Genomic DNA, 12765 nt, shown 5'->3' on the forward strand with positions numbered 1-12765 from the left:
CGGCCTGCCAGCCCGCTCAGGTCAGAAGCTGTACTTGGCCGTCAGCATCAGGTTGCGCGGGTCGCCGAAGGTGTCGCCGCCGTAGTCCACCGACTTGGAGATCGACGAGTAGTACTTCTTGTCGAAGATGTTGTTGGCGTTCAGTTGCAGGTCCAGGTGCTGGTTGACCTGGTAGCCGGCCAGCAGGTCGGTGACCGCATAGCTGCCCTGGATCAAGCGGTAGTTGCCGCCGTCCACCGGGATGTCGTTGTACATGCGGCTCTGCCAGGTGACGCCGCCGCCAATCCGCAGTTTCTCCAGCGGGCCCTGGAAGCGGTAGGTGGTGAACAGCTTGAACTGGTGCTCGGGCGTGTCGGAGTTGAGCGGCTTGTTGACGCTGGCCGGGTTCTTTTCATCCTTGATGGTGTGCACGCGGGCATAGGTATAACCGCCACCGATCTGCCAGTGGTCGGTCAGCGCGCCCTGCAGTTCGAAGTCGATACCCTGGCTGCGGACCTCGCCGGAGGCTTCATAGCAGGTCATCTGCGGGCAGTTCGAGACACCGACCTCGACCTGGCGGTTTTCCTGGTCGATGCGGAACACTGCCAGGCTGGCGTTCAGCGCACCGTCGAAGTACTCGCCCTTGATGCCGACTTCATAGTTCTTGCCGACGATCGGGATGATCGGCTTGCCGGAGGTATCCTTGCCGTTCTGCGGGGTGAAGATGTCGGTGTAGCTGACATAGACCGAGTGATGCTCGTCCAGGTCGTAGATCAGGCCACCGTAGCGGGTGACGTGGCGGGTCACCTTGTAGTCGCCGTCGTTGTTGTCGCGCTGGTCGTAGTCGTACCAGTCCAGGCGCCCGCCGAGAATCAGCTTGAGCGGATCGGCCAGGCTCAGGCGCGTGGTCGCATAGACACCTTCCTGGTTGATCACATAGCGATCGTTGCCACTGTGCAGGAAATCGGGCTTGCCGCCATTGAGCGGGTAATTGGTGTCGTAGGGGCTGTAGTCGCGCTGGTTCATGTCGTAGATGCGCTTGCTGGCGCCCAGGACCAGCTCATGACTGCGCCCGAGCAGTTCGAACGGCCCGCTGGCGAAGGCGTCCAGGCCCAGCTGGTTCTCGTCGTGCGCCGACTGGTAGACCGTTCTGGTCAGGGTCTTGGCGGTGTTCCAGCGCGATTGGTACGAGCCGCGGAACAGCGCATTCTGCTCGCTGTAGTTGGCGTTGACCTGCAGTTTCCAGTCGTTGGCCAGATGCTGGCGCACCTCGGCGAACAGGGTATTGATCTCCTGGTCCTTGTCTTCCCAGTCGGTGGCCGGGTTGTAGGAGCGCGACACGTCCAGGTGATGGCCGGCGAGGTCGGTGGGGATCGCGCCCCAGAAGAAGTTGGTCTTGTCCTTCTGGTGCGAGAAGCCCAGCGTCAGGGTGGTGTCGTCGCTCAGGTCGGCTTCGCTGATGGCGTAGAACAGGCCGTGGTTTTCTTCCTGGCCGTCACGGAAGCCGTTGGCGTCGCGGTACGAGGTGACCACGCGGCCGCGCAGGGTGCCGCTGTCGTTGAGCGGGCTGGAGGCGTCGAGTTCGCCGCGGTAGTTGTCCCAGGTGCCGGCAGCGCCGGTGAGGGTCACCTTCTGCTCGGCCAGGGGGCGTTTGCGCACCAGGTTGATGGCCGCCGACGGGGTGCCGGCGCCGGTGACCAGGCCGGTGGAACCGCGCACCACCTCGACCCGGTCGAACATCGCCAGGTTGGGCTGGGCGCCAACCACCCAACCGGTATAGGCGCTGGGAATGCCGTCGTACATCAGGTTGTCGACATCGAAGCCTCGGGCGGTATAGCTCTGCCGGCCCGGACCGCTGGACTGGTTGAGGAACAGCCCGGGCGTGTAGCGCGCCACATCGTTGATGCTGGTCATGTTCTGGTCGTCCATGCGCTGGCGGGTGATCACCGTCACCGCCTGGGGTGTTTCACGCATGGTCAGGGGCAACTTGGTGGCGGTGTTCATGGCGCCGGTGGTGTACGACGTGGTGCCCTCGGTGGTGCTGCCCAGGCGGTTGTCGCTGATCTCGGTGGCGCCCAGCTCGAGGGTGCCCGAGGGCTGCTGTTGCTCGGCCATGGCAGGGGGCAGGGCGCCGAGGCAGATCGCCAGGGTCAGCAGGTTGGGTGCGAAACGACGGGGTGGGGCAGCAGCGTTCATTCCAGGATTATCCTTGTTGCTAGTGCTTATGAGAACGATTAGCAATAAGTGTGTCAGGATTTGTCGCGGCCTGAAAGTCTGGTATGCCAGAAATTCTACGAATTTTTCACATTCTCCTGGCGGCAGGTCCGCTCGTCAGGCACCCCTTGTACCGTGCAAAGCAGGTAGAATCAGGGCCTTGATCAGATTCCGAGGTCCGTGTGGCGCTGCAGCAGGGTTTTGTCCTGACCCGTCATTGGCATGACACCGCCGATGGCACCTGCGTGGAGTTCTGGCTCGCGACCGAGCAGGGCCCGCGCCGGCTGCGCCTGTCGCCGCAGACCTCGGTGGCCTTCCTGCCCGAGCACCAGGCTGCCCATGCCCGTGCCTTGCTCGCCGATGAAGCCGGGGTCGAGTTGTGGCCCCTCGATTTGCGGGATTTCGAGCAGCGCCCGGTCATGGGCCTGTACTGTCACCAGCATCGGCAGCTCATGGCCCTGGACAAACGCCTGCGCGCTGCGGGCGTCGAGTTGCTGGAGGCCGATATCCGCCCGCCGGAGCGCTACCTGATGGAGCGCTTCATCACCGCCCCGGTGCTGTTCGGGGGGCGGGTCGATGCCCAGGGCACGGTCACGCAGGCCCAGCTCAAACCTCACCCCGACTACCGCCCGCGCCTGCGCCTGGTGTCGCTGGACATCGAAACCAGCGAGCGCGGCGAGCTGTACAGCATTGCTCTGGAGGGCTGTGGCCAGCGTCAGGTGTACATGCTCGGTCCGGCTAACGGCGGCGACCAGGCCGTGGACTTCGACCTGCAGTACTGCCAGGACCGCGCGCAGTTGCTCGAATGCCTGAACCAGTGGCTGGCCCGGCACGATCCAGACGCGATCATCGGCTGGAACCTGGTGCAGTTCGACCTGCGCGTGCTGCACGAGCACGCCCAGCGACTGCAGGTTCCGCTGTGCCTGGGCCGCGATGGCGCGCCGATGACCCTGCGCGAGCACGGCAGCCGCACGCACTTTTTCGCCGACGCCCCTGGCCGCCTGCTGATCGACGGCATCGAGGCGCTGCGCTCGGCCACCTGGAGTTTCCCCTCGTTCAGTCTGGAGAATGTCGCGCAGACCTTGCTGGGCGAGGGCAAGGCGATCGACACTCCTTACCAGCGCATGGACGAGATCAATCGCATGTTCGCCGAGGACAAGCCTGCGCTGGCGCGCTACAACCTCAAGGACTGCGAGCTGGTCACCCGGATCTTCGAGCACACCCGCCTGCTCGACTTCCTGCTCGAGCGCGCCACGGTCACCGGCTTGCCGGTGGACCGCAGCGGCGGCTCGGTCGCTGCGTTCTGCCACTTGTACATCCCGGCCATGCACCGCCTGGGTTTCGTCGCGCCGAGCCTGGGCAGCCGCGAGGGCGAGGCCAGCCCCGGGGGCTTCGTCATGGACTCCCGGCCGGGATTGTACGAATCGGTGCTGGTGCTGGACTACAAGAGCCTGTATCCGTCGATCATCCGCACCTTCCTGATCGACCCGGTCGGCCTGGTCGAGGGCCTGCGCGAGCCGGACGACACCCACTCGGTCGCCGGTTTTCGCGGGGCGCGATTCTCGCGTTCGCACCACGGCCTGCCGGCCATTGTCGAGCGGGTATGGCAGAACCGCGAGGCGGCGAAGAAAGCCGGCAACGCACCGTTGTCCCAGGCCTTGAAGATCATCATGAATGCTTTTTATGGCGTGCTCGGCTCCAGCGGCTGCCGCTTCTTCGACCCACGCCTGGCTTCGTCCATCACCCTTCGCGGGCACCAGATCATGCGCCAGACCCGGGCGCTGATCGAGGCACGTGGCTATGACGTGATCTATGGCGATACCGACTCCACGTTCGTCTGGCTCAAGGGGCCGCACGACGAAGATCAGGCTGCACGCATCGGCCGGGAGCTGGTGGCCGAGGTCAACCGCTGGTGGGGCGAGCACCTGCAACAGGAGATGGGCCTGCACAGCGCACTGGAACTGCAGTTCGAGACCCACTACCGGCGCTTCCTGATGCCGACCATCCGCGGCACCGAGGAGGGCAGCAAGAAGCGCTACGCCGGCCTGGTGCAGCGCAGCGACGGGCAGCAGGAGGTGGTGTACAAGGGGTTGGAGTCGGTACGTACCGACTGGTCGCCGCTGGCGCGCCAGTTCCAGCAGGCGCTGTATGGGCGGATCTTCCGCGACCAGCCGTACCGCGACTATGTGCGCGACTACGTGCGCCAGACCCTCGCCGGTGCGCACGACGAACTGCTGGTGTACCGCAAGCGCCTGCGCCGCCCGCTCGCCGACTACCAGCACAACGTCCCGCCCCACGTGCGCGCAGCTCGCCTGGCCGACGACTACAACCTGAGCCTCGGGCGCCCGCTGCAATACCAGCGCGGCGGCTGGATCAGCTACGTGATGACCACGGCAGGCCCCGAACCGCTGGAGAACCTGCGCTCACCGATCGACCACGAGCATTACCTGAGCCGTCAGCTGCAGCCGGTGGCCGATGCGATACTGCCCTTTGTCGGCGACGATTTCGGCTTGCTGACCGGCCGACAGCTCCTGCTGTTCTGAGGGTGGCAACTATCTAGCGCCTGCCAAGCGCAGCGGCTGCCTAGTCTCGGGGTTTTCTGGAGACCCCCCGTGATGAAGCTACCGCACGACACCTACGTAGAGCACCAGGACTGGATCATCGGTCGGCGCCTGCCACAATGGCTGCTAGGCGCCGGCCTCGCCCAGGTCGAGGCGTTGCAGGATGCCCTGAGCCTCAGTCTGTACTTCCAGGAGCGCGCGGCCGCGCTGCTCAAGGGCCTCCAGGGCCCCGACCAATTTGCCACACCGCTGCTGTGTGCCGCGCTGCGCCCTTATCTTCGAGGCCCGTCAGACCTTGCCCGCCTGCGCTTGCGGTGGGGCTCGCACGAAATGGTGGGCACCTCGCAACCTGTCGGTTACCCGGTAACCAGAGCGGTTTATCGGGAGTTGCCGTTGCTGGAGGCCGCGTTGCGCAACTTCAGCGTCGAGCAGGCCCGAGAGGACAGCCAGATGGCGGACAACCGGGTGTTCGATGCAGAGGATGCCAACGCGCGGCTGCCTTCTGCCGCCGGTTTCGCGCAGCTGTGTCGGACACTGGATCTGGGCGGTCGCTACCAGCAGCACCTGGCGCAGCAGCTGCAACCGCCCGAAACACCGTCGATACTGGCGCGGGCCCATCGATACGGGATGCTGGCCGATGCCCATGTCTCACGCTTGCAAGGCAGGCTGAGCGAGGAAGAACTGCACCTGGTGATCAGAGTCTGCGCCGAAAAGGGGGCTCTGGACTACGAAGGGTTCCCGGTGCAGGCCAGGCGCCTGGAACTTCTGGGCTGTGTGCTGGACAGGATCGTCGTACTGGATGTGCGCGACGAGAGCTTCAACCCGGTCTACAGCTTCAGCCATCGCGTGCTGGTTCACATCCCCGGTGATCCGCACAGCCCCTGGAGCGCCTTCCCCAGCCTGCGCCATTTTGCCAATGACCTGGGCAAGCGGCTGCGCACCGACGCCTACCAGCGATTCTTCGCCCGCTTCGTGCGCCGCCGTGATGCGCAGCCGTTCTTCAGCCACGTGGTCAGCGGTTACCAAGGTGTTTCGGACCTGGCCAACATTGCCTTGGAGGAGCACTCGAAGCCATGGGGCGCGCCCCTGTTCGAACGCCTGGCCGCTGCCCATATCGCCCGGATCAAGGATGATGCAGCGATGATCGCAGTGCCGGTGGCGGCGGTCGACGAGGCGGTCCAGCGTGAGCATGATCGGCGCCTGGCCAGCGAAGGTTGGGCGCTGTTGAACCTCGCCGGGCTGTTCGTTCCGGTGATCGGAGCGGGCCTGCTGGCGGTCAGCGCGTGGCAGTTGCTCGGTGAGGTCTATCACGGCGTGCAGGCCTGGCGCGAAGGTGATGCCAGTGAGGCGCTGGACCACCTGATGAATGTCGCCGGTGACCTTGCCGCGTTCGCCGCGATGGCTGCGGGGGTCACCGTGGCAAGGACGGCCTGGAGCCGTTCGGCGTTGGTCGATGACATGCTGGGCGCCGAGCTGGACGACGGTAGCGTGCGGCTGTGGCAGCCGGATCTGGCGCCCTACCGCAGCGAGGCGCCGGCGCGGGAGGCGCAGCGCGACGAGCAGGGCGTCTGGCGTCTTGGGCAGCAGTGCTGGATCGAGATCGAAGGGCATCACTATCCAGTGTTGCAGCGAGCCGACCAAAGTTGGCAGTTGTGTCCGGTGGACGGTCATGGGCCGCGGCTCGAGCACAATGGTGCAGGGGCGTGGCGCCTGTGGTGGGAGCAACCGCTGCAGTGGCAGGACCCACGCCGGCTGGGTCGTCGCCTGGGGGGCAACTGGGCGCAGCTTGACGATGAGCAGATCGACGAAATCCTGCGCATCCACGCAATCGATGCCGACCAGTTGCGCGCGGTTCATGTGCAAGGCCAGGCGCCGCATGCGGCCTGGCAGGACAGCGTCGATCGCTATGTGCTGGATGCACGCATCCGTCGCGCGATCGACCAGTTGCGCTCGGGTCAGGCGGTGACAGACCTCTCGGTGCTCGATCACACGCGTCGTCTGCCGGGGGCTACCGGGGTGTTCGACCAGGTGCTGGCCGAGCTGGCCTGGGGGCAGAGACGCGCGTTGTTCGAGCGCTTCTACCAGGCGGTCCAACCCAGTGCCGACGCTTCGGTACAGGCGCTGCGCCGGCAGTTCCCGGGATTGCACCTGCGTGGTGCGCGGCAGGTCCTGGAGCAGGCCGGCGCGCTGGAGAGTGCGCGCCTGGCCAGCAGTGGTCGTGTGCCCCTGGCGATGGCGGAATCGGCACGGGCCATGGTGCGCCAGATCCGCGTTGCACGGGTGTTCGAAGGCCTGTACCTGGATCTCGGCCAGGATGCCGACCTGGCGCGAGTGGCGCTGCACCTGTTTGGTCGGCTGCCAGGCGCGCCCGAGGCCATCGCCTGGCGCCTGCACGAGGGATCGCTGTCAGGCCCACTGCTGATGTCCGCCGGCAGCGATGAGGCACCGCGGGTTTTCCAGATCATCCATTTCAACGGCTCGTTCCAGCTGGTCGAAGCTGGCCAGGCTGTTGGTGAGCGTGGCGAGCTGTTCGACGTGATGGCCCAGGTGCTCGACCAGACCGACTGCCAAACCATGGGCCTTGGCGATCCGCTGGCACACAACCTGCGGGTGCGTCTGGCCCGCCAGGCAAGCGTCGAGCGTGACGAGGTCGAACGTGGGCTGGGGCTGCGCGAGCCGATGGGCTGGTTTTCTCCGCCGCAGCGCATGGTCGATGGTCGCCTCGGCTATCCGCTCAGCGGCCGCGGCACCCCCAGACGGGTACGCCTGCTGCATACGCGGGTACGTGCGCTTTACCCTAGCTTCAGCGAGGCGGAGGTCGATAACTGGCTGTTGGCAACCCGCGCGCGCGGGGTCAACCACAATCATGAACTGGCGCGCCTGCAGGTGGAGCTGGATCATCTGCGCGAGCACCTGGCCCTTTGGGTCCAGCAGGGCAATAGCCTGATAGCGCGGGCCGAGCGCTCGTCGGTCAGGGACGCGCTCATGGCCTTGTGGCGACGCCAGGCACCGCGGGTGAGCAACCCCGCAGGTGAGCCGATCGGCTATCGCTTGTCGCTGTGGGCGATGGCACTGCAGGAGTTGCCGGAGATTCCGTCGCAGGTGAGCTTTTCCCATGTCGTGTCGTTGTCGATGACCAGCATGAGCCTCGCCGATGTGCCTTCCGGCTTCCTGCGCGCATTCACCGGCCTGCAGTCGTTGCTGTTGGCCGACAATGAGCTGCTCCGTGTGCCCGCTGGCCTGGAGCAACTGCCGGAACTACGCGAACTGGACCTGTACGGCAACCGGATCGTGCTCGACGCAGCCCAGGCGAGCAGCCTGGGCAATTGCTACCAGCTCAGGCGCCTGGTCCTCTCGTACAACCCGCTGGGGCGGGTCTTCTCGGTCGCCGGCATGCCGCGGCTGAACGTCCTGCACCTGCGCGCCACCGGCATCAGTGAGTTGCCTCCGGGGCTGCTCAGGCGGGAACTGCTCGACGAGGCAGACCTGCGCAACAACCTGATTACCGAAGTACCTGAGGCGTACTATCGCGTGCCGCTGTGGGTCTCGGGCTCCATAATGCTGGGGGAAAACCCGCTCACTCCGGTTTCCGCCGGGCGATTGCGCATGTTCATGCGTGTTCATGGCTGGCTGCCGGAAGGGCAGGAAGAGCTGCTGCCGGAGATCGCCGAAGGCTACGAGCCCGGTGAGGCTTTGGCTTATGCCAGGCAGGGCTGGTTGCGCACGGTTGCGCAAGCCGATGCCGACGAATTCGCCCAGACCTGGGATGACCTGACGACCGAGTCCGGCAGTCAGGACCTGATGGTGCTGCTGGCACGGCTGCGCGAGACCCGCGATTACCGCACCGATCCGACGGGGCTGGGAGCGCGGGTCCGCATCGTGATGCGTGCCGCGCGTGAAAACGCTTCGTTGCGCCAGGAACTGTTCGAGCTTGCCAGCGGCCTGGAGGGCTGCGATGACGCTGTGATCGGCCGCTTCAGCGACCTGGAAGTGCATATGCTGGTCTGGCGTGCGCGTTGCGAGGCCGGGCAAGGCGCCGAGCAAGCCGGTCTGGTGCACCTGGGGCGCCAGCTGTGGCGGCTGGATGAGGTCGACCGGATCATTGCCGAAGACTTGCAGGCCCGGCGTCTGGACGGAGCCAATCCCGATGAGGTCGAAGTAGGGCTGGCTTACCGGCTCGGCCTGCGCGATGAGTTCGACCTGCCTGGCCAGCCGCTGACCATGAGTTATCGGGAGGTCGCGGGCGTCGACGCAGTGCGCCTGGACAACGCACGTACGCGTCTGCTCGAGCGCGAAACCGACGAGGCAGTGGCGCAGTCGATGGTCTGGAAGGACTTCTGGCGTACCCACGTGGTGCGCACCGACCAGGCGCGTTTCGACGCACTGGATCGGCGTTTCCACGCGCAGTTGCAGGTCATCGAGGACATGGCGCAGGGCAAGCGCTATGACGGGGTGCTGGCCGACAGAGAGACGCAACTGCAAGCACTGCAGGAACAGATCGAGGCCCTGGAAGCCCAGGCGCGAACGCTCGTCGATGATCCTGAGGCGCTGCAGCGCAACCAGGCAACGCACGCCGAGGCCAGCCGGGCACTGCAGGAGGGCCGTGACGACCTGGCCGCACTGCAGGCCGACAGCGGATTCGCCGAACGCGTGCGCAACCTGACGTTGTCCGCAGACGATCATGCACAATGGCTGCGCGACATCGGCAGCGAGCGTGATGCGGCCTGGGATGCGCTGGTGCTCGAACGCACCCGTGCGGCCCTCGACGCCGCGAGGCCGGAGCCACAGCCTGGGCCGAGCCGGCCCCGTTCCGGGAATGGATCGACTATGCTCTGAGTGAGTCGTGGGAGGTTTCTGAAAAGGCTGGGGCCATTTCGGAAACCGGAAGTTACCTTTGACCTGAGCGCGCGCCTGAGCCTCTGGTTTAGGCTGCCGCTCGGATCTTTCTCCCTGATCTGTAGTCATTGGTTAATCGAGAACACAAGGAGATGCACATGCTCGTCCGGTCACTGACCCTCGCCACCCTGCTCGCCGTCAGCGGACCACTGCTTGCCGCCGACAGCGATGCCCCGCTGGCCAAGGAGCTGGGCAAGGCACGGCCATTGGTCGTCATCGCACCCAGCAGCGCCGACCCGACCCTGCGCGGGCTGGAACAGGCGATGAAGGATCCGGCCACCCAGGCTGGTTTCAAGGAACGCAACCTGGTGCTGTTCAGCGTGGCCCAGATGATGGGCAAGCGCGAAGACAAGAACCTCGAGCAGCAGACCACCATGGCACTGATCCGCGAGCTCAAGCTGGGCGCCAGCAAGGGCACCAAGGTCATCCTGATCGGCAAGGACGGTGAGCGCCATATGCTCAAGGACGACGACAGCAACGAGCAGGTCGACCCGCAGGCGATCTTCAAGGCCGTCGATGAATTGCCCGCCAGCGAGAAGGCCATCGCAGCGCCGGAGCCGGTGGCCGCTGCACCGGCTGCCGAGCCAAAGGTCAAGGAAACCGGCAAGCCGGCCAAACCAGCCAGGCCGGCGGCACCGCCCAAGCCGCTGGACGATTGACCCCGCAACGCCGGTCTTTGCAGACCGGCGTTTTTGTATCGCTGTGTATCATTGCCCACGTCCGACCGACTTCCTTACAAAAGCTGGCCCCCGCCGATACATCGACGACATACCACTGCGGCGAAATGAACTGACCTTTCGACCGCCGTGGAGCCCTGTCATGTCGCTGCCCTGCAACATCCACGCGCCGCGCTGCCGTCTGCCCGTCAATTCCTGACCTTTCGCCGGTTATCGCGCGCGGGGCAAGGCGTCTTCCATCGTTCACCGGGAGACGCCTTGCCCCGTGGTCGTTTCCGGCCCCTGCGGAGAACTACCCATGCATCCCCAACCTTTGCTTACCGGCCTGGGCCTGCGCCGCGGCCTGTTGCCCGAACTGCTGAAACTGGAGCCTGGTACCGTCGACTTTCTCGAATGCGCGCCGGAAAACTGGATCAATGTCGGTGGCGCCTTCGGCCAGGGCCTGGCGCAACTCGCCGAACGTTTCGCCATTGCCTGCCACGGGTTGTCCCTGTCGCTGGGTGGCCCGGAGCCGCTGGACCTGAATCTGCTCGACAATACCCGACGCTTCATGGATCGCCACAAGGTGCAGCTGTACAGCGAGCACCTGAGCTACTGCAGTGACGATGGCCACCTCTACGACCTGATGCCGATCCCGTTCACCGACGAGGCGGTGCGCCATGTCTCGGCGCGTATCCGCCAGGCTCAGGACCGCCTGGGCCAGCGTATCGCGGTGGAGAACATCAGCTACTACGCCGCTCCCTACCAGGCCATGAGCGAGCTGTCGTTCATTCGCGCAGTGCTCGACGAGGCCGACTGCGACCTGTTGCTGGACGTCAACAACGTGTTCGTCAACGCCTGCAACCACCGTTACGACGCGCTGGCATTTCTCGAGGGGCTGCCGCGTGAGCGGGTGGTCGGCATGCATGTCGCCGGGCACTACGACGAGGCGCCGGACCTGAAGGTCGACACCCATGGGGCTGCGGTGAAGGAGGACGTGTGGTCGTTGTTCGCCATCGCTTGCCGCCGTTTCGGCCACCAGCCGACTGTTCTGGAGCGTGACTTCAACTACCCACCGATGGCGGAATTGCTGGCTGAGGCCGCACGCATCCGCGCCATCCAGCAGCACGCCGGGAGCCCTGAGCATGACTGAGTCACTGCGCGAACAACAATTCACCCTGAGCCGCCACCTGCGCGATCCGCAACGTCATCCGGCGCCGCCCGGCATCGAGGCAAGACGCCTGCAGGTCTATCGCGAGTTGTTCTATGGCGCCATCGAAGGCCTGCTGGCCGGCAGTTTCCCGGTGATGCGCAAGACATTGGGCGACAGCGTCTGGCATGCACGGGTACGCGACTTCTACGCCAACCACCGCAGCCAGACGCCGCTGTTCACCGAAATCGCCCAGGACTTCGTCGACTATCTGCAGGGCGTCGCACTGGATGCGCCCTGGCAACTGGAACTGGCCCATTACGAGTGGATCGAGGCGCACCTGAGCCTGAGCGATGCCCAGGACCCGACGCACGACCCGATGGGCGATCTGCTCGAAGGCGAGCCATTGTTGTCTTGCGTGGCACAGGTGCTGGCCTACCATTGGCCGGTGGAGCAGATCGGTCCGGATTACCAGCCAGAACAGGCGCCCGAGGCGCCCACCCTGCTGCTGGTGTATCGCGACGCACAGTTCAAGGTACAGTTCTCGCGCTTGTCGCCCTTGGCCTGGCAACTGCTGAGCGCCTCGGGCAGCGGGCGTGAACGCCTGTTGGCGCTGGGCGGCGAGGCGCTGCTCGATGGCGGCCTGCAGATGCTCGAAGGGCTGCGCGCGCAAGGCGTGATCATCGGTACCCGGGCGGCCTGAACGGCTCCCGGTGCCACCCAGCCGCGCGTGTCATCGATACACGAAACACAAAGCCCACGCCTGTTGCCAGGCGTGGGCTTTGTGCTTGTTCGAGGGTTGATCAGGCCTGTTGCCAGCGCCGCACCAGCCAGTAGTCCAGGCTCAACCGGCCGGAGCCCTTGAGCATCAACGGCAACAGCGCCACCAGGTAGATCAGTGGCAGCTTGAAGTTGCCGAAGCCGTGGTCGGTGATCGTATAGCCCTGGGCCAATTCAGCCAGCGATGACCAGTGCGTCGGCCAGTGCACGGAGGCGATCGCCACCACCGTCACCACCGCCAGCACTGCCGAGGCCAGGCGTGTACCTAAGCCCAGCAGCAGGAGCAGCGGGCAGACCAGCTCGGCCCACATCGACAACTGCCAGTTGAACTCTGCCGGCAGGACATTGAAGGGGAAGGGGAAGCTGCCCTGCAGGTCGACAAACCAGTTGTTGCCATTGAGTTTCTCCAGGCCCGACTCGAAGAATTCCCAGGCCAGGAACAGCCGCAGCGCCAGGTCGGCACTCCAGTTGCCGGCCAGGTCGATGCGCGAAAGGGTGCGGTTGATCAAGGTAGACATGATGGAAATCT

Annotated in this window: 7 protein-coding genes; 5 read left to right on the forward strand and 2 right to left on the reverse strand. The window is 65.3% G+C overall.

Annotated elements, in window-relative coordinates:
* Positions 1-21 precede the first annotated feature (21 nt).
* On the reverse strand, positions 22-2175 hold the full coding sequence (locus AC1TXO_RS12280; RefSeq protein WP_486406574.1) for a TonB-dependent siderophore receptor: 2154 nt from the start codon (positions 2173-2175) through the stop codon (positions 22-24).
* A 200-nt stretch (positions 2176-2375) separates the two neighbouring features.
* Here AC1TXO_RS12280 and AC1TXO_RS12285 point away from each other — a divergent pair, with 200 nt between their 5' ends.
* The 5 genes from AC1TXO_RS12285 to AC1TXO_RS12305 all read left to right on the forward strand — a co-directional run bounded on the left by AC1TXO_RS12285 (position 2376) and on the right by AC1TXO_RS12305 (position 12159).
* Positions 2376-4736, forward strand: a complete 2361-nt coding sequence (locus tag AC1TXO_RS12285; RefSeq protein ID WP_486406575.1) for a DNA polymerase II — start codon at positions 2376-2378, stop codon at positions 4734-4736.
* Positions 4737-4808: 72 nt separating this feature from the next.
* Positions 4809-9590: an NEL-type E3 ubiquitin ligase domain-containing protein gene (locus AC1TXO_RS12290; RefSeq protein ID WP_486406833.1), complete on the forward strand. Its 4782-nt coding sequence runs from the start codon at positions 4809-4811 to the stop codon at positions 9588-9590.
* A 158-nt stretch (positions 9591-9748) separates the two neighbouring features.
* Positions 9749-10309 (forward strand): DUF4174 domain-containing protein, encoded by a 561-nt coding sequence (locus AC1TXO_RS12295; protein ID WP_486406576.1) that lies wholly within the window; start codon positions 9749-9751, stop codon positions 10307-10309.
* A 316-nt stretch (positions 10310-10625) separates the two neighbouring features.
* Positions 10626-11459 (forward strand): HvfB family MNIO-type RiPP peptide maturase, encoded by an 834-nt coding sequence (locus tag AC1TXO_RS12300; protein WP_486406577.1) that lies wholly within the window; start codon positions 10626-10628, stop codon positions 11457-11459.
* Positions 11452-12159, forward strand: coding sequence for an HvfC family RiPP maturation protein (locus AC1TXO_RS12305; RefSeq protein WP_486406578.1), 708 nt, complete (start codon positions 11452-11454; stop codon positions 12157-12159). The genes AC1TXO_RS12300 and AC1TXO_RS12305 overlap by 8 nt, the downstream gene beginning before the upstream one ends.
* A gap of 100 nt (positions 12160-12259) precedes the next feature.
* Here AC1TXO_RS12305 and AC1TXO_RS12310 read toward each other — a convergent pair whose 3' ends face one another.
* Positions 12260-12754, reverse strand: coding sequence for an HvfX family Cu-binding RiPP maturation protein (locus tag AC1TXO_RS12310; RefSeq protein ID WP_486406579.1), 495 nt, complete (start codon positions 12752-12754; stop codon positions 12260-12262).
* Positions 12755-12765 lie beyond the last annotated feature (11 nt).

This window comes from Pseudomonas sp. FA117 (assembly GCF_057370475.1).

Excerpts from the sequence above, each read along its gene's own strand:
- AC1TXO_RS12280 (WP_486406574.1), bottom strand. The coding sequence starts at position 2,175 with ATGAACGCTGCTGCCCCACCCCGTCGTTTCGCACCCAACCTGCTGACC.
- AC1TXO_RS12290 (WP_486406833.1), top strand. The coding sequence starts at position 4,809 with ATGAAGCTACCGCACGACACCTACGTAGAGCACCAGGACTGGATCATC.
- AC1TXO_RS12295 (WP_486406576.1), top strand. The coding sequence starts at position 9,749 with ATGCTCGTCCGGTCACTGACCCTCGCCACCCTGCTCGCCGTCAGCGGA.
- AC1TXO_RS12300 (WP_486406577.1), top strand. The coding sequence starts at position 10,626 with ATGCATCCCCAACCTTTGCTTACCGGCCTGGGCCTGCGCCGCGGCCTG.
- AC1TXO_RS12305 (WP_486406578.1), top strand. The coding sequence starts at position 11,452 with ATGACTGAGTCACTGCGCGAACAACAATTCACCCTGAGCCGCCACCTG.
- AC1TXO_RS12310 (WP_486406579.1), bottom strand. The coding sequence starts at position 12,754 with ATGTCTACCTTGATCAACCGCACCCTTTCGCGCATCGACCTGGCCGGC.